The organism is Methanocaldococcus sp. (assembly GCF_024490875.1).
Taxonomy (GTDB): Archaea; AGJL01; Methanococci; order Methanococcales; family Methanocaldococcaceae; genus Methanocaldococcus.
In genome coordinates this window covers 13,385-33,416 of record NZ_JACCLX010000024.1, presented here as the reverse complement: position 1 = coordinate 33,416, position 20,032 = coordinate 13,385, and the positions used below count along the sequence as shown (strand labels likewise).

General features: G+C 29.1%; 22 protein-coding genes and 3 pseudogenes. 13 read left to right on the top strand and 12 right to left on the bottom strand.

Going from position 1 to position 20,032, the window contains the following annotated elements; translation table 11 throughout:
- Window positions 1-56: 56 nt before the first annotated feature.
- Together HZY31_RS04525 and leuB are read right to left on the bottom strand one after the other, a co-directional pair.
- On the bottom strand, window positions 57-1,823 hold the full coding sequence (locus tag HZY31_RS04525) for a ribosome biogenesis/translation initiation ATPase RLI (RefSeq protein ID WP_297318261.1): 1,767 nt from the start codon (window positions 1,821-1,823) through the stop codon (window positions 57-59).
- A 116-nt stretch (window positions 1,824-1,939) separates the two neighbouring features.
- Window positions 1,940-2,941, bottom strand: a complete 1,002-nt coding sequence (gene leuB, locus HZY31_RS04520; protein WP_297318260.1) for a bifunctional 3-isopropylmalate/3-methylmalate dehydrogenase — start codon at window positions 2,939-2,941, stop codon at window positions 1,940-1,942.
- Between the two features lie 110 nt (window positions 2,942-3,051).
- On the opposite strand from leuB, the gene HZY31_RS04515 reads away from it, so the two are divergent.
- Window positions 3,052-4,248: an aspartate aminotransferase family protein gene (locus tag HZY31_RS04515; protein ID WP_297318259.1), complete on the top strand. Its 1,197-nt coding sequence runs from the start codon at window positions 3,052-3,054 to the stop codon at window positions 4,246-4,248.
- 22 nt (window positions 4,249-4,270) lie between these two features.
- Here the strand turns inward: HZY31_RS04515 and HZY31_RS04510 are convergent, their stop codons facing one another.
- Window positions 4,271-4,480, bottom strand: coding sequence for an ATP-binding protein (locus tag HZY31_RS04510; RefSeq protein WP_297318258.1), 210 nt, complete (start codon window positions 4,478-4,480; stop codon window positions 4,271-4,273).
- Between the two features lie 81 nt (window positions 4,481-4,561).
- On the opposite strand from HZY31_RS04510, the gene HZY31_RS04505 reads away from it, so the two are divergent.
- A complete protein-coding gene (locus HZY31_RS04505) occupies window positions 4,562-4,984 on the top strand; it encodes an Lrp/AsnC family transcriptional regulator (RefSeq protein ID WP_297318257.1) in 423 nt (140 codons plus the stop codon).
- An 11-nt stretch (window positions 4,985-4,995) separates the two neighbouring features.
- On the opposite strand, the gene HZY31_RS04500 is transcribed toward HZY31_RS04505, so the two are convergent.
- The 4 genes from HZY31_RS04500 to mnmL form a co-directional block, all read right to left on the bottom strand.
- Window positions 4,996-5,421, bottom strand: a complete 426-nt coding sequence (locus tag HZY31_RS04500; RefSeq protein WP_214400322.1) for a ferritin-like domain-containing protein — start codon at window positions 5,419-5,421, stop codon at window positions 4,996-4,998.
- 122 nt (window positions 5,422-5,543) lie between these two features.
- Window positions 5,544-5,984 carry a hemerythrin family protein gene (locus HZY31_RS04495; protein ID WP_297318256.1) on the bottom strand — a complete coding sequence of 147 codons (441 nt, stop codon included), beginning with the start codon at window positions 5,982-5,984 and terminating at the stop codon, window positions 5,544-5,546.
- 182 nt (window positions 5,985-6,166) lie between these two features.
- Window positions 6,167-7,408 carry an FprA family A-type flavoprotein gene (locus HZY31_RS04490; RefSeq protein WP_297318255.1) on the bottom strand — a complete coding sequence of 414 codons (1,242 nt, stop codon included), beginning with the start codon at window positions 7,406-7,408 and terminating at the stop codon, window positions 6,167-6,169.
- A 179-nt stretch (window positions 7,409-7,587) separates the two neighbouring features.
- Window positions 7,588-8,538 (bottom strand): tRNA modification radical SAM protein MnmL/YtqA, encoded by a 951-nt coding sequence (mnmL, locus tag HZY31_RS04485; RefSeq protein ID WP_297318254.1) that lies wholly within the window; start codon window positions 8,536-8,538, stop codon window positions 7,588-7,590.
- 130 nt (window positions 8,539-8,668) lie between these two features.
- Between mnmL and pheS the strand changes: the two genes are divergently transcribed.
- From pheS to HZY31_RS04460, 5 genes are all read left to right on the top strand, one after another.
- A complete protein-coding gene (gene pheS, locus HZY31_RS04480; protein WP_297318253.1) occupies window positions 8,669-10,111 on the top strand; it encodes a phenylalanine--tRNA ligase subunit alpha in 1,443 nt (480 codons plus the stop codon).
- 12 nt (window positions 10,112-10,123) lie between these two features.
- The gene (locus HZY31_RS04475; RefSeq protein ID WP_297318252.1) at window positions 10,124-10,594 is read left to right on the top strand and encodes a FeGP cofactor biosynthesis guanylyltransferase HcgB family protein; all 471 of its coding nucleotides are present in this window, start codon (window positions 10,124-10,126) and stop codon (window positions 10,592-10,594) included.
- A gap of 11 nt (window positions 10,595-10,605) precedes the next feature.
- On the top strand, window positions 10,606-11,394 hold the full coding sequence (locus HZY31_RS04470; RefSeq protein ID WP_214400316.1) for an SAM-dependent methyltransferase HcgC family protein: 789 nt from the start codon (window positions 10,606-10,608) through the stop codon (window positions 11,392-11,394).
- 115 nt (window positions 11,395-11,509) lie between these two features.
- Entirely contained in the window at window positions 11,510-12,451 is a 942-nt protein-coding gene (gene mdhB, locus HZY31_RS04465; protein WP_297318251.1) for an L-2-hydroxycarboxylate dehydrogenase, read from the top strand.
- A gap of 22 nt (window positions 12,452-12,473) precedes the next feature.
- On the top strand, window positions 12,474-12,905 hold the full coding sequence (locus HZY31_RS04460) for a DUF2120 family protein (RefSeq protein ID WP_297318250.1): 432 nt from the start codon (window positions 12,474-12,476) through the stop codon (window positions 12,903-12,905).
- Here the strand turns inward: HZY31_RS04460 and HZY31_RS04455 are convergent.
- Complete coding sequence (locus tag HZY31_RS04455) at window positions 12,879-13,196, bottom strand: hypothetical protein (RefSeq protein WP_297318249.1); 318 nt, start codon at window positions 13,194-13,196, stop codon at window positions 12,879-12,881. The two genes, HZY31_RS04460 and HZY31_RS04455, sit on opposite strands and share 27 nt — an antisense overlap.
- A 53-nt stretch (window positions 13,197-13,249) precedes the next feature.
- The gene (gene nadC / locus HZY31_RS04450; RefSeq protein ID WP_297318248.1) at window positions 13,250-14,116 is read right to left on the bottom strand and encodes a carboxylating nicotinate-nucleotide diphosphorylase; all 867 of its coding nucleotides are present in this window, start codon (window positions 14,114-14,116) and stop codon (window positions 13,250-13,252) included.
- A 106-nt stretch (window positions 14,117-14,222) separates the two neighbouring features.
- On the opposite strand from nadC, the gene HZY31_RS04445 reads away from it, so the two are divergent.
- The gene (locus tag HZY31_RS04445; protein ID WP_297318247.1) at window positions 14,223-14,624 is read left to right on the top strand and encodes an Rpp14/Pop5 family protein; all 402 of its coding nucleotides are present in this window, start codon (window positions 14,223-14,225) and stop codon (window positions 14,622-14,624) included.
- Between the two features lie 30 nt (window positions 14,625-14,654).
- Window positions 14,655-16,046, top strand: a complete 1,392-nt coding sequence (gene selB, locus HZY31_RS04440; protein WP_297318246.1) for a selenocysteine-specific translation elongation factor — start codon at window positions 14,655-14,657, stop codon at window positions 16,044-16,046.
- Here selB and hjc read toward each other — a convergent pair.
- The 3 genes from hjc to HZY31_RS04425 all read right to left on the bottom strand — a co-directional run bounded on the left by hjc (window position 16,030) and on the right by HZY31_RS04425 (window position 17,513).
- Window positions 16,030-16,413 (bottom strand): Holliday junction resolvase Hjc, encoded by a 384-nt coding sequence (gene hjc / locus HZY31_RS04435; RefSeq protein ID WP_297318245.1) that lies wholly within the window; start codon window positions 16,411-16,413, stop codon window positions 16,030-16,032. The genes selB and hjc overlap by 17 nt on opposite strands.
- The gene (locus tag HZY31_RS04430) at window positions 16,403-16,870 is read right to left on the bottom strand and encodes a methanogenesis marker 6 protein (protein WP_297318244.1); all 468 of its coding nucleotides are present in this window, start codon (window positions 16,868-16,870) and stop codon (window positions 16,403-16,405) included. The genes hjc and HZY31_RS04430 overlap by 11 nt, the downstream gene beginning before the upstream one ends.
- Before the next feature lie 73 nt (window positions 16,871-16,943).
- Window positions 16,944-17,513 carry a cyclase family protein gene (locus HZY31_RS04425; RefSeq protein ID WP_297318243.1) on the bottom strand — a complete coding sequence of 190 codons (570 nt, stop codon included), beginning with the start codon at window positions 17,511-17,513 and terminating at the stop codon, window positions 16,944-16,946.
- Between the two features lie 153 nt (window positions 17,514-17,666).
- On the opposite strand from HZY31_RS04425, the gene HZY31_RS04420 reads away from it, so the two are divergent.
- The 4 genes and pseudogenes from HZY31_RS04420 to HZY31_RS04405 form a co-directional block, all read left to right on the top strand.
- Window positions 17,667-17,909, top strand: coding sequence for a Gar1/Naf1 family protein (locus tag HZY31_RS04420; protein WP_297318242.1), 243 nt, complete (start codon window positions 17,667-17,669; stop codon window positions 17,907-17,909).
- 19 nt (window positions 17,910-17,928) lie between these two features.
- Window positions 17,929-18,234: pseudogene (locus HZY31_RS04415) on the top strand (TFIIB-type zinc ribbon-containing protein); the annotation flags it as partial.
- A pseudogene (locus HZY31_RS04410) lies at window positions 18,220-19,305 on the top strand (transcription initiation factor IIB); the annotation flags it as partial. The pseudogenes HZY31_RS04415 and HZY31_RS04410, both read left to right, overlap by 15 nt.
- Window positions 19,306-19,311: 6 nt before the next feature.
- Window positions 19,312-20,031 (top strand): annotated as a pseudogene (locus tag HZY31_RS04405) (transcription initiation factor IIB); the annotation flags it as partial.
- Between the last annotated feature and the right edge of the window lies 1 nt (window position 20,032).

The window sequence follows — 20,032 nt, the reverse complement described above, 5'->3', positions numbered from 1 at the left end:
AAAAATTTAATTGTCTATATTGGTATTTCTAATAACGAAGTGAATAAAAATATATTTTATTCATCTAAATAATAATACTCTCCTTTTTCTTTTTGTAAAATATCTCTTTGACTACCCTCTTTATTAACTCTTGGTCTTCCAGTTTCTGGGTCTCTTCTAAATGTAATTTGCATTTCTTTTAAGAATTTATTTGCACCCTCCCTCTTATTCATTGGACTACTTCCAATTCCAAACTTCCCTGGCTCACCACTAAATACGATAAACCTATCTGAAATATAATCTTGGAATAACATATCGTGATCGACAATAAACATTCCTGCCTCTTTCTCATCTGCCATTCTTCTAATAACCTTTGAAACTACTAACCTCTGCTCAACATCTAAAAATGCTGAAGGCTCATCTAATAGATAAATATCTGCCTCTCTACTTAAACATGCCGCTATTGCCACTCTCTGTAACTCTCCACCAGATAACTCTTTAACATTCCTATCCAATAATTTTTCTAATTGTAAAGGATTAATAATCTCTGATTTATAGTAGGAAGTGTGAATATTAGTTATTGAACTTAATAAATCTTCAACTGTTCCATCATAATCTGGACTTATATACTGTGGCTTGTAAGATACTTTAATTTCACTTTCTTTAATAACATCTCCCTCATCTGGTTTAATGACTCCTGCCAACAACTTAATAAATGTTGTCTTTCCAATTCCATTAGGGCCTAAGATCCCAATAACTTCTCCTTTGTATATAGTTCCACTACTAACTTCTAATTTAAAACTACCTAAGGTTTTTTTCATTGGGGAATATGTTAATAATACTGGTCTATTTTTATAATCGATAACTGGTCTTTTTTCAAATATTATTGGCTCCTTTCTAAACTTTATATTTTCCTCTCTTAATTCACCATATAAATATTCATTTATTCCTACTCTAACGCTCTTAGGTTGTGAAACGATACCATATGCCGAAGGAACTCCATACATTATATGAATGTAGTCAGATAAGTAATCTAAAACTATTAAATCGTGTTCAACTACAACAACCTTATTTAACTCCCTTATTAATCTCGCAGCATTGAATCTCTGCCTAATATCTAACCAAGAAGATGGTTCGTCAAAGAAATATATATCTCCCTTTCTTAAATATGCAGCGGCTATAGCAACTCTTTGCAATTCTCCCCCTGATAATTGATGTAATTCCCTATCTAAGATATTTTTTAATTCTAACTTCTCAACAACTTCATTATATTTTCCTCTTTCATCTATTTTCTTTAACAATTCTCCAACTTTTCCTTTAATAACTTTTGGTAAAATATCAACATATTGAACTTTATGTATTGCTTTTATTTCTTTATTTTTCAACTTTACAAAATATTCTTGTAATTCAGAACCTCTAAAATACTTGATAACATCATCATAATTCGGCTCTTTGTCGTGTTTTCCTAAGTTTGGAATTAATTCTCCTGCTAATATCCTTAAAACTGTCGATTTACCAATTCCATTTTGACCAATAATTCCAACTACTCCATCTCTTGGTATAACTAAACCAAACAACTTAAATCTATTTTGCCCATAGGAATGAACTATTTTATCCTCACTCAACTCTTCTGGTAATCCTATGATAGATATTGCTTTAAATGGACATCTCTTAACGCATATTCCACAACCAGAACATAAAACTTCTGATATAATTGGCTTTCCAGTATTTTCATCAATAACTATTGTTTTCTCTCCCATTCTAACTCCTGGGCAGTATTTAATACACTCCATAGAGCATTTTTTTGGCTGACATCTATCATAGTCAATAATAGCCAATCTCATAAAACCACCTCCAAGAAATAATTTTAATCTAAATTTAAATAGATTTTAAATTTCATATTTTGTTTATTTTAAAATTTAATGATAGAAAAAATAGAATATAAAAACAAAATAGAGTATTATTCTTCTCTAACTCTCTTAGCTACTTCTTCTGCCATTTCAAAAGTGTTTAAATTCCCTCCTAAGTCAGGAGTTGTTAAACCTAATGCCAGAACTTCTTCTAATGCTCTCTCTATCCTATCAGCCGCTTCATACTCTCCTAAATATCTAAGCATCAACACAGCACTTAATATTGTAGCAGTAGGATTTGCTATTTTTTTTCCAGCTATATCTGGGGCTGAACCATGAACTGGCTCAAATAATCCGTGTTCATCTCCAATATTAGCAGAAGGGGCTAAACCTAAACCTCCAACAGTTCCAGCCGCTCCATCTGAGAGAATATCTCCAAATAAATTGGATGTTACTACAACATCAAAGGTCTGTGGTTTAGTAATTATATACATGTTCATTGCGTCTATATAATAATCTTCTGCTTTTATATCTTTATATTCCTCAGATACTTTGTAAAATACTCTCTTAAATAAACCATCAGTTATTTTTAAAACATTTGCTTTATGGGCACAGGTTACTTTTCCTTCTTTACCCATTTTTTTTCTTTCCCTTGCTAAATTAAAGGCAAATCTAAATATTCTCTCGCAAGCCTTTTCAGTTATAACTCTTGTAGCAGTTGTTATTCCTTCATCTATCTCTGCTTCAACTCCCTTATAAAGCCCTTCAGTATTTTCTCTAACAATAACATAGTCAATATCTGGCCTTAGGCATTTAACTCCTTTGTATGCTTTTACTGGTCTTACATTGGCATATGTATCTAAGATATGCCTTAATTTTACAATAACATCTGCCGCAGTCTCTCCAGCAGCCCCAAATAAAACAGCATCACAATCTAAGGCAGTTTCAATAGTTTCTTCTGGTAATGCTTTTCCAGTTCTTTTATAAACTTCATCTCCTGCTTCTGCATAAACAAACTCAAATGGTAATCCTGTAGCTTCTAAAACTTTTATTGTAGCAGGAATTACCTCCTTACCTATTCCGTCTCCTTCTATAACGCATATTTTATGCATAACTCTCACCAAATTTATTTTTGTGTTGGGATATTAATTATTATATAGCACAATAATGATAAATACCCTACCTAATATAAAAATTTACCAATAAATTTTATGGTGATTAAATGAATGAGAACTGGATAGAATTGGAAAAAAAGTATCATCTTCAAATTTATAGAAGGTTGCCTGTTGTTTTAGTTGAAGGTAGAGGGATGGAAGTTTATGATATTGAAGGAAGAAAATATTATGACTTTTTAGCTGGAATTGGAGTTAATAATGTTGGACACTGTCATCCAAAAGTAGTTGAAGCAATAAAAAAGCAGGCAGAAACATTAATTCATACATCTAACATATATTACACAATTCCACAAATAAAACTTGCTAAAAAATTAGTAGAGTTAAGTGGATTAGATAAAGCATTTTTCTGCAACAGTGGGGCAGAGGCAAATGAAGGGGCTATAAAGTTTGCGAGAAAGTATGCATCAAAGGTTTTAGGGAAGGCTGGAGGAGAAATAATTAGTATGTATAATGCATTTCACGGTAGAACTTTAACGACATTGGCGGCTACTCCAAAACCTAAGTATCAAGAAGGATTTTATCCACTTCCTCAAGGATTTAAGTATGTGCCTTTCAATGACTTAGAAGCGTTAAAAGAAAGTATATCAAATAAAACTTGTGCCATAATAGTAGAGCCAGTTCAAGGAGAAGGAGGGATTAATGTAGCTGATAAAGATTATTTAAGAGGAGTTAGGGATTTATGCGATGATAAAAATATTGTTTTAATTTTTGATGAGGTTCAGTGCGGTATGGGTAGAACTGGAAAAATGTTTGCCTACGAGCACTATGGAGTTAAACCAGATATAGTAACTTTGGCTAAGGCCCTTGGAGGAGGAGTTCCTATTGGGGCTGTAATTTTAAAAGAAGAAATAGCAAAATCTTTAAACTATGGAGACCACGGAACAACTTTTGGGGGGAACCCTTTAGCGTGCTCAGCGGCATTGGCTTCAGTAGAGGTTATAGAGGAGTTAATTAAGGACAATAAAGTTATAGAAAAAGGAGATTATTTCATTCAAAAACTCAAAAATCTTAAAGAGAAATATGATTTTATAAAGGAGGTTAGAGGTTTAGGTTTAATGATTGGTACTGAACTTGAATTTAACGGTTCTGAAATCGTTAAAAAAATGCTCGAAAGAGGATTTTTAATTAATTGTACATCTGATGTAGTTTTAAGATCTTTACCACCATTAATAGTAGAAAAAGAGCATATTGATAGTCTAATTGATACATTAGACGATGTATTTTCCAAAATAGAGCAAAAATAAAATATTAATCTAAATTATTTTATTATTTTTTTGAATTTACCACTTTAACTAATATAGCGTTTGTGGGACACCTACCAGCACAAAATTTGCAGTTGTGACAGTATTCAACATCATAAGCGTAATATTTTCCATTTTCATCTTTTTTCCAAATCAATGGCCCCTTTGGACAAACATCATAACATCTTCCACATCCTATACATTTTTCTTTATCTACTATAATTTCAACAGCCATTTTCATCCTCCAAAATTTTTATATATTTGGTATGTTTATGTTATTAATAAAGTTTATTATTATCCGAAATTCGGTGATACTATGGATGTAAAAGATTTAAAAATTATTGAAATTCTTATGAAAGACGGAAGAAAATCATATACTGATATAGCGAGAGAGTTAGGAACAAGTGAAAGTTCCATAAGAAAGAGGGTAAAAAAATTGGAAGAGGAGGGGGTTATTAAAGGATACACGGCCATAATTGACCCTTCAAAAATAGGATACAATGTTGTAGCATTAACAGGTTTTGACACTGAGCCAGATAAATTTTTAAGTGTAGCACATGAACTCTGCAAATTTGAGGAGGTTAAAAAAGTCTTTACATCTACGGGAGACCATATGATAATGGCGGAGATTTGGGCTAAAAATGGAAAAGAATTTTCTGATTTAATTTTTAATAAGATTGGAAAAATTGATGGAATAAAAAAGATTTGTCCAGCCATTATTTTAGAGCAAATAAAATAAATTATATTCGGTTATTTAAAGTATCTTTCTAATATCCCTTTTAACATTTTTGCATGTCTTGCTTCATCTCTACTTGATTCATCAAAGAAGTCGTGAGCTGGGTCAATTCCTAATTCTTTTGCTTTTGTTGCTGCTGCTTTCTTCTCTTTATTAGCCATACATTCTCCTTTTAACATCATTTCAATATTCTCCTTTAAGTTTTCTGAAATCAATCCATTCATTTCTGCAAAGTGTGCTGCGTGCTGAGCTTCTTCCATCGCAATTCTTATTAAAACTTCTGCAACTTCTGGTAATCCTTCTCTTTGTGCTTGTCTTGCCATAGCTAAATATAAACCAACTTCTTTACACTCTCCTTCAAAGTTTGCTTGAACTTCTTTCTCTAACTCTGTTCCTTTTGTTACTCCAATTTTGTGTTCATTTATTAACTCTAACTCCATCATCTCACCTTATATTATTTTTATTAACTTTTTATTGAATATCTAATAATTATACTACATAATCACGATATATAACACTATCGGTTCGAAGTTCGTAAAATATTTAATGAATAATTTAAATTTTAGTCAATATTCACCATTTCGTCATTTATAACAATACCATTCGCTTTAAACCACTCTCCATATTTTTTATCTGGTTTTGCTATATGCATAGATAGCCAACCCACTAAAAAGGATAAAGCAGTTCTAAAATCTTCATCTGAACCATTTTCAATTTTTGGAAGAAGTTTTTCAATAACTGTTTTAACGAAAATCTCATGTGTTTTTCTATGTCTTTCTAAGTCAGGATAACCATATTTTTCCATAACCTCCTCTTCGTGTTTGAAGTGTTTTGCAGCATAATTTACAACTCTCCTCTTTAACAATTCTTTTGCTTCATCTTTTTTTCCTTCCATTAATAATGTATAAATTTCATTTAGTGTTTTTACTAAAAATTTATGCTCATCGTCAAACGCTTTAATTCCTGTTTCGAGATCTTTGCTCCACTTAATTATTTCTGCCATATATATCACCCACTTTTTATTTTTACGCATTTGTGTAATTTTTAAATGTAATATCAGTTTTCAAATATTTTAATTACTATTTAAAGTCTGTAATAATTGCCATTTAATATCTTAATATATTATATTTAAATATATAAATGCATAAGGTAAAAATTAAATAGTTAAAAAGAAAAAGTTAAAAATTATTCAATTTTCAATTCCTTAATCTTCTTAGCTAATTCTTTACCCATATTGTAGCAGTTAGTTAATTCATCTTCTGTTGGAACATAGTATAATTCATACTGGTCGATAACATTAAATCCACAGTTTGCCAACTCTTCAGCAATCTTCTTAACTGCCCCTCCTTCTCCACCCATTGAACCAAAGGTTATAGCCAATCTCTTAAATCCAGTTCTATTAAATTTGAGACCTTTTAAGTAGTATATAATATCTCCAATTGATGGATATGGCTCATCGTAGATTGTTGGAATTCCAAAGAGGACTGCCTTAGCGTCTAATATATCTTTAACTATCTCACTTCTTTCATCGTAGTGCAAGTAATACATTACTACATCAATACCTTCACTCATTAATCCTTCTGCAAATGCGTGAGCCATCTTTTGGGTTGAGTAGTGCATTGTGTCATAGACAATAACTGCCTTATCCTTAGCGGCTTTACCAGTAGCAAAGTCTTGATATGCTTTAATAACCTTCATTGGGTCAGTCCATATTTGTCCATGTGATGGAGCAATCATCTTTATTTTATCTAACAATCCTAAGTTGATAACTTCTTCAAATTTCTTCAATACGAGTTTTGATAATGGGGTTATTAAGTTTGCGTAGAACTTTTGATTAGCATCCATTAACACATATTCTGGAATATCCTTATCAAATCTCTTATGTGCTGGGAAGCATAAGTGCTGTCCAAATGCATCGTTTGAGAATAATATTCCTCCCTCGTTATAGAAGGTGAACATACTGTCTGGCCAGTGTAATAAAGGAGCCTCTAAGAATGTTAAAGTTTTTCCTCCTAAATCAACAGTATCTAATGATTTAACTACTTTGAAAGGAGCATTTTTTAATGATGGGTAATGCTTTTTAAGACCTTCAACTGCAACTTCAGTACAGTATATTGGTGCTTCTGGGAACTTTTTGTGAATTTCTGGTAAAGCCCCACTGTGGTCTTTTTCAACGTGGTTTTGAACAATTACATCAATTTTAAATTCTCTTCCTTCTTTTTCAAATGCATCCTTTATTCTACCCCACATTTGAGCAGAGGTTCCTGGATATGTGTTGTCTATTAAAGCAACTTTCTCATCTCCAAATACTAAATATGCGTTGTATGTAGTTCCTTTTAATGTGTAACCATGATACATTCTTATATCCCAATCTAAAACCCCCACCCAATATACTCCATCTGCTATTTTTACTGCATCTGCTTTCATAGTATCACCTAAGAATTTATTTTTAATATTAGTATCAATTATTATTTCAATCATCATTATATAATAACTTAACGGTTCGCATTTCGTTCGATTATATTTTTAATAGTTCAAAATTCGAATTATAGATAAATTTATGGTTAACTATAAAAGAATATTACTCTAAACACATAAAAATATAATTATTGTCCATATTTTAATCCCTGCCTACTACCTCTCTTTTTTAACTCTTCAATGACTTTATTCATAATTTTAAATCTATTTAAACTCCACTCTGGGGAAACTTTAAGATTATCTGGAACTTTGTCCTTTGATAATCTTTGAATTAGCACATAAGGGGATAGATGTTCTAAAAAGTCACAAACTAAATTTACATACTGTTTTTCATCTAAAGTTCTATATTCTCCTCTCCAATAAATTTCCTCTAATTTTGTTCCTTTAACAACTACTAATGGATATATTTTAACTGCATCAATCTCTAATAAAGAGAGAATTTTTGCTGTCTCCATCATTTCATTCCATGTCTCATTTGGAAGTCCTAAAATAATATGCCCACAAACTTTTATTTTTCTTTTGTGGCATTCTTTTATTGCTTTTATAATATCTGAAACTTTATGTCCTCTATTTAATATATCAAGTGTTTTTTGATGAACACTTTGTATTCCTAAGTCTATCCAAATGTCATAGCCATTTTCAACATATTCTGCCAAAATATCAAGTTTTTCCTTCTCTAAACAATCTGGTCTTGTTCCTATTGACAATCCAATAACATTATTATAGGATAAACAAAAGTCCCAAATTTCTTTTAATTTTTCAATAGGGGCATAGGTGTTAGTTCCTGGATAAAAATAAATATAAAACTTTTCAAAACCTTTTTTACTTTGATTTATCATCTGTTTTTCAATCTGCTCTTTTAATGGAATTTTTACATCACAGTATTTAACTGATATAGGTCTTCCCATTTCTGAACAAAATATACAGCCACCATTTTTTTTGTGAGGACATCCAAGACCAATATCTACTGGAATCTTAAAAATTTTCTCTTTAAATTTTTTCTTTAAGTAGATTCCATATTGTGCAAATAAATAACCTTCTTTATAAATCTCATCTATAATCTTAATATCGTTCAACATAAAACTCCCTCTATATTAAAGAATTTTGATTTAACTAAAAAATAAAAAATATAACAAAATATAGTTTAATGTTAATGTTGTTAGGTAATCAATATAAAGATATTGTCCTATTATAAGAATGGTGAGAGTTATGAATTTACATATAGATGAAAAAAGGTTATTAAAAATTTTTCAAGAAAAAAATAGAGATGAATTTAGTTTAGAGGAATTAGAAAAATATATGCAAAAAGAAAAAATATTGAGAGTTTCTTTATGGTTAAAAGGTAAGGGATTGGTAGATATTGATGAGAAGGTTAAAAAAATTGTTAATGTAGTTAATGAAGACGATTTCCCAGAGAGAAAGATTGCGAAATATTTAAAAGAAAACAATATAAAGGAAATTGAAATTAAAAAATTAAAAGACATTTTACCAAAAGAAGAAATAAATGCCGCATTAGGAGCCATAAAAAGAAAAAAAATTGCTAAAATCGAAAAAGGGAAAATTATATTTGACAATTTAGATTATAAAGATGCTGAGGAAGAGATATTAAAAAAGATTAAAGAAAATAAATACTTAGATAACTTTAGTGAAGAGGAAAGGAAAATTATTGAAATTTTAAAAAAGAGAGGATATGTAGATTTTGACGAAGAGAAAGAAGTAAAGATAAAATTAACTGAAAAAGGTAAAGAATTTATTAAAAAACCAATAGAAATTGAAGAAGAGATTACTCAACTAACAAGAGAGATTATAATAAGTGGAAAGTGGAAAAAGGCTTATATAAGGCCTTATGATGTAAAAGTTCCTACTAAAGTTGTATATCCTGCTAAGGTTCATCCATTAACGAGAATTATAAGGGAAGTTAAAGAAATTTTATTGGCAATGGGTTTTAAAGAGATTAAAAGTCCTATTGTTGAGACGGAATTCTGGAACTTTGATATGCTCTTTGAACCACAAGACCATCCAGCGAGGGAAATGCAAGATACATTCTTTTTAAAGTATCCTAATGTTGGAGAAATTCCAACTAATTTAATTGATAAAGTTAAGGAAGTCCATGAGAGATGTTGGAAATACAAATTTGATGAAAATGTATCCAAAAGATTAATTTTAAGAACTCACACAACGGCATCATCAATAAGATACCTCGCATCTCTATCAGAGGAGGAGAAAAATAAGCCACATAAAGTGTTCTGTATAGATAGAGTATTTAGAAATGAAGCAATAGATTATAAACACCTGCCAGAATTCTATCAATGTGAAGGTATAGTAATGGACGACAATGTTAATTTCAACAACTTAATAGGAATTTTAAAAGAGTTTTTGAATAGATTAGGATTTGAAAAAGTTAGATTTAGACCAGCATACTTCCCATTTACCGAGCCATCCTTAGAGGCGGAGGTTTATTTAGAAGGAAAAGGTTGGCTGGAAATATTAGGGGCTGGAATATTTAGACCAGAAGTATTAGAGCCAATAGGAATAAAAAAACCTGTCTTAGCGTGGGGTATTGGATTTAGTAGATTGGCAATGCTAAAATACAACTTAACAGATATTAGAGAATTACATAAAAATGACCTAAATTGGCTAAGGAGAATTTAAAGGATGATTATAATGGAAGATATTATTAAAGATGCATACATTGAATCAATTAAAAATATTAGGAAGGGAGATAAAGAGGAAGAGGTAAAAAAAATCCAAGAGAAAATAAAAAAGGCAAAAAAAATCATCGTGGCTACAAACAATGAAAAGAAATTTAAAGTAATAAAAGATATTATGTTAAAAGTTTGTAATGCACAAATAAAGATGATTGATATTGATACAAAATTTGCTGATTTAACAAGAATGCCAGCTTTGTATAAGGGTTTATTAGCTTTAGATACTGAAAAAGGAGATATATACATTTCAAGAGGAAGGTTGGGAGTTCCAGGCTCTGGCTCTATGCTCATTATATTGGATGAGAAAGGTAGGATTTTAACTGCCTCTTTATCTCCTTCTTCAGTAATCCATAAGGAAAATATAGAAAAAAGAATTAAAGATGAGTTAATTGATGCGTTAAAAAGAATAGGAATTTCTATAAATTAGAGGTGTTACTTATGCAGTATGGCATAACTGAAACAGTAAAAACAATTTATACAAGGACAAAAGTTATTGATGTAATAAATGAAATTGCTAAGAAGAAATTTAATGCAATTAGAAACTTCTTAGAAGGAGAGGAATTCAAAGAAACTGTAATTATTGGAGTTTATTTGTGGGGAAACTATGTAGCTCATAATTTATTAGAATATTCAGATAAAGTTTATTTAGTGGATATACACGAGTTTATGAAGAATTTCGTTTCAAATGGAAATATAAAATTTTTACATTTAAATGAATTTAAATTAAAGTTGATGAGAAATGAGATAAATCCTGATTTAATTATTGATTTAACTGGGTTAGGTGGAATTGAGCCAGAATTTTTAAGTAAATTTGACCCAGAGGTTTTCATTGTTGAGGATCCAAAAGGGGTTTTTGATGAAGATATTTATGAAACAGACAACACTTATGAAAAGGCAAATATATTCGTTGAAAAGGCAAAAGTTGGAGTTTTAAAAACATATAGAAAGGCAAGAGTTTCAAAAACATCTGGAACTATGACATTAACGATAGATACAATAGTAGATGCCGCAAAGGAAATAATTTCGTTAGATGGCGTTCTTTATGCTATACCTAATTTAAGATACTATGAAGGGATATTATTCCACGAAAAAGATAGTTATAAATTTTTATCAGAAATTTCTCAGCCTGCTATTACAATTAGCACATTAAATGATGTGTTGGAAGAATCTGAAAAAATACTTTCAAATAATATTAATTTAATACATTCATTTGTTGAAGAACTGTAATATAAATAATTTTAATTTTTAAGTTTTTAATTTCTATTTTCTTAATCTTTTGGTTCTATTTTTATTAGGTTTTCTATTAATTAATTTTTGTAAAAAATTATAATGAGGGATAACTATGAAAGCTACAATTATAGGAGCTTCTGGTAGAGTAGGAAGTGCTACTGCATTGCTGTTAGCTAAAGAACCATTTATGAAAGATTTAGTTTTAATTGGTAGGGAACATTCATTAAATAAATTAGAAGGTTTGAAAAGAGACATTTACGATGCATTAGCTGGAACAAGAAGTGATGCAAATATATATGTTGGAAGTGATAATGACTTAAAAATTATTGATGAAAGTGACATTGTTATAATAACGAGTGGTGTCCCTCGAAAAGAGGGAATGAGTAGAATAGATTTAACAAAAGTAAATGCAAAAATTGTTGGAAAATATGCTAAAAAAATATCTGAAATATGTGACACAAAGATATTCGTTATAACGAATCCCGTAGATGTAATGACATACAAGGCATTAATAGATTCAAAGTTTGACAGAAGTCAAGTTTTTGGTTTGGGAACACACTTAGATTCTTTAAGATTTAAAGTAGCTATAGCCAAATTCTTTGGAGTGCATATAGATGAAGTAAGAACGAGAATTATAGGAGAACACGGAGACAGTATGGTTCCTTTATTGAGTGCTACATCTGTAGGGGGAATTCCTATTGACAAATTTGAAAGATTTAAAGAGTTGCCAATAGACAAAATTATTGAAGATGTTAAAACTAAGGGAGAGCAAATTATCAGATTAAAGGGAGGCTCAGAGTTTGGTCCTGCCGCCGCTATTTTAAATGTAGTTAGATGCATCGTAAATAATGAAAAGAGATTATTAACTCTATCTGCATATGTTGATGGTGAATTTGATGGAATTAAAGATTTATGTATAGGAATTCCAGTAAAAATTGGAAAGAATGGAGTTGAGGAAGTTGTAGCAATTGAATTAAGCGAAGATGAGTTAACTGCCTTTAAAAAATCTGCTGAAATTATTAAAAAGTATTGTGAAGAAGTTAAAAACTTATAAAAGTTAATTTTGGTGTAAAGACATGTGGAAATCTCAAATAGGTAAATTAATGCATAGTTTAAAGGCATTTAAAGGTTCTAAGCCATTGTTTGAAACTGATGATATGTTAATTGTCAAAGGAGTTTGTAGAGATGAAGAATTTGATAATTATGAAAGTATAAAAGATTATTTAAGAGATAAATTAAAAAAAGAAAATTTTGAGATTGTAGAGGATGTTGAAGAAATTGATAAGTTCATAAGTAAAATAAATGACATATTTAAAGAAAATCCTGCATATTTGGATACATTTGGCTTTGAAAAAATGAAGAAAAGTTTTGAAATGATTGGATGTGAATGCGATTATATTATTGCCAAAAAAAGAAACATTATGGTTGGAGTTTGCATGTATTTTGATAAAAAAAGAAAAAATCCTAAATTTGTTGAAGTTTTAGGAGTTCTTTTTCCCAAAATTTAATTTTTTTAAAAGCTCATCATCTAAATCATCCAAAGCCTCTTCTAAGAGATCATTTTCACTGTTCATAATGCTTTCAATAAAGTCATCAGTAACTTCAAATTTCATACTTTTTAATCTTTTTATGACTTCTTGTTCTTGTTCTATTTTTTCTTGTTGTAGTTTATTATACGTATTTATTGTTTTACTTTTATCTTTATTTAATAAAAATAATTTTGCAATAAAAATGACAGAAATAAGCCCACTAATTCCAAGTATAATCATAAGAGTAGTTCCAGTCATAATACTACCCATTATTCGTTATTTTTATAGTTCTAATAATATTAGATTATTTGAAATAAAAATATTTAATGTTTTTTAATGCTTTTTACTTCAAGTATATCTAAACTCATATCAACACTTTTAGATGAATGTGTCAATATACCTAATGAGATAACATCTATATTATATTTTGCATATTCTAAGATATTATTTTCGTTTATACCTCCACTAACTTCAATAATTGGTCTAAAATTGGTTTTTTTCTTAAAATCATCAATTATCTTTAAAGATTTTTCAATATCTTCCGGTTTAAAGTTGTCAAGCATTATTATATCTGGTTTTTCTTCCAAAACTTCTTTTAACTCTTCTAAGTTACTTACTTCAACTTCTATCCTTTTTGTAAAACTTACATTTTTTTTTGCTCTTCTAATAGATTCTTTTATTCCTACAATAGCTATGTGATTATCTTTAATTAAAACGCAGTCATCTAACCTAAATCTATGAGTATCACCCCCTCCAACATATACGGCATACTTTTGTAAAGGAGATAACAAAGGTAAAGTTTTTCTTGTGCAGGCAATTTTAACATTCTTATTAATACTTCTAACTTTTTTAACTATATTATAAGTATTTGTAGCTATCCCAGATAGATGCATCAATAAATTTAAGGCAGTTCTTTCCAATGTTAATATTGTTTTTGCATCTCCTTCAAACTCTAATATAACTCCAAAAACTTTATCTCCATCGTTATATAATTTTTTGCATTTTATATTATATTCTTTAAAAAATTCAACAATGAAATCAATTCCACATAAAATACACTCTTCCTTTGCTTTAATAACTCCTTTAACATTTACATCTTCTAAAATTACACTGTTTGTTGTAATATCTCCAAAACCTACATCGTATTCCAAAGATTTTTTTAAAATTTTTAGAGCATAATCTTTAAGCATAACTTATCCCTCAAAGAATTTTAGAAATATTTTAATATTTTTAGTTATTTAATTCTTAATATTAAACTTTAATTAATTTTATTTAATTAATTTAGTTAGTGATAATATGCTTAAAACACTACCACCAACTTTAAGAGAGAAAAAAAGATACATTGCATTTAAAATAATATATGATGAAGAGTTAAAAGAAGGAGAGGTAGTTAATTTAATTAGAAAATCTGTTTTAGATTATTATGGAGTTTGGGGAACATCTAAGGCAAATCCTTGGCTCGTATATTATGAATTTCCATATGGAATTTTGAGATGTCAGAGAGATAATGTTGATTATGTAAAGAGTTCTTTAATTTTAGTTAGAGAATTTAAAGATAAACCAATAAATATTATTTGTTTAGGAGTTTCTGGAACTATAAGAAAGGCAAAAATTAAATTTTTAGGAATAAAAAATCCAAAGAGGTGGTTTATATTTAAAAGGGAGAAATTAAAATTTAAAAAACAAAATAAATCGTAATTGGGGCGTGGTAATATGGGAGATAAAAAAATGATAAACGTAAATGTTGGTTTGTTTGGACATATAGACCACGGAAAAACTGAATTAGCGAGACAATTAACTGAGATTATATCAACATCTGCATTAGATAAGCCAAAAGAATCTCAAAAAAGAGGGATTACTATTGACTTAGGATTTTCCTCTTTCATATTGGATAATTATAGAATAACTCTTGTAGATGCTCCAGGACATTCTGAATTAATAAGAACAGCAGTTGGGGCTGGAAATATTATAGATGTTGCCTTATTGGTGGTAGATGCTAAAGAAGGGCCAAAGACACAGACAGGAGAGCATCTTTTAGTTTTGGATTTGTTGAATATTCCAACGATAGTTGTTATAAATAAAATAGATATTGCCTCAGGAGAGGAAATTAAAAGAACTGAAACATTTATGAGACAAATATTAAACTCTACGACAAATTTAAAGGATTCTAAGATAGTTAAAATATCTGCAAAAGCTGGAAAAAATATTGATATATTAAAAAAAGAACTTAAAAATTTGTTAGATAGTATAAATATTAAAAGAGACATAGACAGTTATTTAAAAATGCCTATCGATCACGCTTTTAAAATAAAAGGAGTTGGAACAGTCGTCGCTGGAACAATTCACAAAGGAAAGGTAAAGGTTGGAGATACTTTAAGAGTTTTGCCAATAAATCACGAGGTTAAAGTTAAAAGCATACAGTGTTTTAAAGAGGATGTTGATGAGGCTTATGCTGGAGATAGGGTAGGAATATCTTTGATGAATATAGAGCCAGAGAGTTTGTTTAGAGGTTGTATATTGACAGATGAAAATACAAAATTAAAAGTTATTGATAAGTTTGTGGCAAAAGTAAAGATTTTAAATTTATTTAAATATAATTTAACTCCAAAAATGAAGGTTCATATAAATGTTGGTTTATTAACAGTTCCTGCAACAATAATCCCATACAAAATAGAAAAAATTAACGATAAAGATGAGCCAATAGTTTTAAATGAAATTGTAGGAGGAGATTCTTGCTATTGCATATTTAAGTTAGATAAAAAGATAGTTGTTGAGGAAGGAGATAAGGTTTTAATAATGAGGTTAGATTTACCTCCAAACACTTTAAGAATTTGTGGATTTGGTGAAGTTGTTAGTTTTGAAGATGTTGAAGTTAAAAAATTAGTTGTAAAAGAAGGAAAAATTGTTAAAAAGAAAGATAAAATTTATATTGAGGGTTTGGCAAAATCTAAATTTTCAGGAGAAAAACTTATTGGAGAAAAAGTTTATGTTCCAGAAAAAAAAATTTGGGGAGTTATAAAAGGAACCTTTGGAACTAAGGGTTACTTAATTGCTGAATTTGATGGAAATGTAGAAGGAGGGGAGAGAGTAATTTTAAAAAGAGTTAGAAAGTGGGGTTAAATCCAATGACTTCATAAAAATCTACTGCAATAATTTTTATTTTTTTATCAATTAGATAGTTTTTTCCGTTGGTAGATAAATGATAAGGATTTATAAATAAAATTTCTCTATTAAATTTTATTGCTAAAAAAGGAGTTCCACCAAAAGTTTTTGAAAAATTAATAAGTTTATCTATATCCTCTTTACTTACATATAATTTCTCTTTCGATGAAGATTTACACTCAAATATTAAAATTTTTCCATTTTTTCCCGCTATTAAATCAACTCCTTTACTTCCAGCACTTCTAACAACTGCAAATCCTTCCTTTTCTAAAAGTTTTTTTAATTCTCTTTCAAAAGAACTACCTTTTCTATATTTATGCTTCATTTTTAATCCCTAATACCTTATCAATAACTTCCTTAAACTTTTCAACAGGTAGTTTTGAGTTTTTCTCTATTAATATATTTTCTTTCTCTAATATTTCCTCCATTGACTTTAATCCCTCTTTTTCAATTTTATCTAATGCTAAGCCAATTTTATCTAAAACTGCCTGTTCAGCCTCTAACTGATGAAATCCTTCTCTTGGACCTCCTCCTCTAAAAGCTCTACATCTTCTTTTATCCCAAATAGGATACCCTCTATCCTTACAAAATATTCTATTTTTTTCAAAACTTCTAATTTCTTGAGATACTTTATCTACTAAATCTTCTTCTCCTTCAATATAGGCTCCAAAGCAAGTTTCTTTTACCAGAATTGGTAAATTTAACGAATTTATGTATCTTACCAATTTTCCAGGAGTTGTTAAGGCATTTTCAGCCAAAACAATAACCTTTGTTTTTTTCATTATTCCACCAATATAACATCAGTTTATTATTCATATTTTAATTTTATATTTTTTAATATTTATTCTTCATTGTCTATAAAAAAGCTATACATCTTATAGGTGAAGCGTCGATATTATAGATTTTTAAAGGTAACCCTAAAAAATAAAACTCCTTATTAATCAAAAATTTTAAATTTTCATTTAGATTTTCAATAATTAGAATATTATTTGATAACAGTTTTTTATGTTCTTCATAACCACCTATAGTACATGCATCTATTCCAACGCACCTTATAAAACTATCAATTATATTATCCAAAAAAGGTATATTTGGAATTTTCTCGAAATATTCCTTTCTTGCCCAGTATTTACTAAATCCAGAATATATCAATAATATTTCACAATCTAAAAAATTATCTAAGTTATTTTTTTGTAAACTCTTTAATGATACACATTTGCATCTTCCTTTAATAATTCCATCTTCAAAACAAATTTTATTTTCTAAACCTATATGCTTAGGATAATCAATATGAGTTCCTAAGTGAGAACCTATAATAATCTCAGATATTATAAAATTTCCTACCTTTTTTTCAGTGATTTTTAATTCAGGATCTCCTGGATATGGGAAGTTAATTAATGGCTGAGTTAAATCTAAGATTTTCATATTTCCACACTACTATTTTATTCTAATATTTTTATATTTAGATAAATATCAGTTAAATATAAATAGTCCTTCGATATACTAATATATAAAGTTTTCGAAAGATATATAAGGATAGAAGAATTATAATGTATCAAAATATATAGAGGGAGCAATTTGAAAATAAAAATCCTTCATAAAACTCCTAAAGGTTTTTTGATAGGAAGAGGGAATAGAGAAGTTAAAATTAATTCAGTTGTTACTTACAAAAATAAAAAAATTGGGAAAGTTATTGATATTTTTGGACCAATTACTAATCCTTACATAAAAATACGCCCTATTAATAAAGATATCGAAGTTCCAGATATTGTATATATTAACAATTATAAATTTAAATATAAAAATTATAGAAAAAACTAAAAATTAATGGTGTAGGGTTATGGAAACTTTAAAAACTACCGAAAAAATCGAAAATAAAGAAAATTCAAATGAAGAAAAAAAGATTGTACAAAAATCTGAAAAAAAAGATGATAATAAAGAAAATATTAATAAAGAGGAAATTGTCTGTCCTATCTGTGGTAGTACTAAAGCTATTAAAGATTATGAAAGGGCAGAAATCGTCTGTGCTCAGTGTGGATGTGTTATTAAAGAGAAGTTATTTGATATTGGACCAGAGTGGAGAGCATTTGACCATGAACAGAAGATTAAGAGATGTAGAGTTGGAGCTCCAATGACTTACAGTGTAGATTATAACGAACCTATTATAATTAGAGAAAATGGAGAAATAAAAGTTGTTAAAATTGGAGAACTTATAGACAAAATTATTGAAAACTCTGAAAATGTTAAAAGAGATGGAATTTTAGAGATTGCCAAATGTAAAGATATTGAAGTTATTGCCTTTGATAGTAACTATAAACTTAAATTCATGCCTGTTTCAGAGGTTTCAAGACATCGAGTTAATGAGATGTTTGAAATTGTTGTTGAAGGAAATAAAAAAGTTAGAGTTACTGGAAGTCATAGTGTCTTTACCATAAAAAATAATGAGGTAGTTCCAATAAGAGTTGATGACCTAAAAGTTGGAGATATTTTAGTTTTAGCAAAAAAATTGCCAAATGTTGAAGAAGAAATTGAACTTAACTTAAATAATATAAAAATAAAAGTAGATGAAAAATTTGCTAAAATATTAGGATATTTCATTGCCGAAGGATATTATGATGATAAAAAAATAGTATTCTCCTTTAACCCTAATGAGAAAAAGTATATAAAGGAAGTTGTTGATTACTTCAAATCCTTAAACTTAAATCCAATCGTTTATGATAAAAACTTAAATGTAAAAATTGAGATCAACAGCAAAATATTAGTTGAGTTATTCAAAAAATTAAATATAAAAAGTGGGGCAAAGAATAAAAGGGTTCCTCCAATTGTATTTAAATTCCCAGAAAACTTAAAAAGGGCATTCTTTATAGGATACTCCAATTTAAAATCCATCTCTACATCAAAAGAACTTATTGAAGATTTAGCATTCTTACTATTGCAGTTAGGAATTAATGCAAACTATGGAGAGGAATTTATTAGAGGAATTAAAGTATATAAGATAATAATTAATCCAAAAGATTTAGAGAAATTAAACTATCAGAAAATAAATAATATTACTAAAAAATACAACGATAGAAAACTCGAAAAACTCATCAACTCTGATTTCATATTCTTAAAGATTAAAGAAATTAAAAAAGTTCACCCAACTAACAACTATGCTTATGATTTAACAGTGCCTAATGCTGAAAACTTCGTTGCTGGATTTGGAGGGTTTGTATTACACAACACTATACACGATAAAGGATTATCAACAGTTATAGATTGGAGAAATAAAGATAGTTATGGAAAAGATTTATCTGCAAATAAAAGGGCTCAGTTGTATAGATTAAGAAAATGGCAGAGAAGAATAAGAGTTAGTGATGCCTCAGAAAGAAACTTGGCATTTGCTTTGTCTGAATTGGATAGAATTACATCAAAACTTGGATTACCAAGGCATGTAAGAGAAAATGCTGCTATAATATATAGAGAAGCAGTTGAAAAAGGATTAATAAGAGGTAGAAGTATAGAAGGAGTAGTCGCTGCTGCTATATATGCCGCATGTAGAAAGTGTAGAGTTCCGAGAACATTAGATGAGATTGCTGAAGCTTCAAGAGTCGATAGAAAAGAAATTGGTAGAACATATAGATTTTTAGCAAGAGAATTGGGAATAAAATTAACTCCTACTAATCCAATCGATTATGTTCCAAGATTTGCTTCTGAACTTGGATTGCCAGGAGAAGTAGAATCTAAAGCTATACAGATATTACAAAAAGCCGCTGAAAAGGGATTAACAAGTGGTAGAGGGCCTACAGGTGTAGCTGCTGCGGCAATATATATAGCAAGTGTCCTTCTTGGATGTAGAAGAACTCAAAGAGAAGTTGCAGAAGTTGCAGGAGTAACAGAAGTTACAATAAGAAATAGATATAAAGAACTAACTGAACACTTAGATATTGATGTGACACTATAAA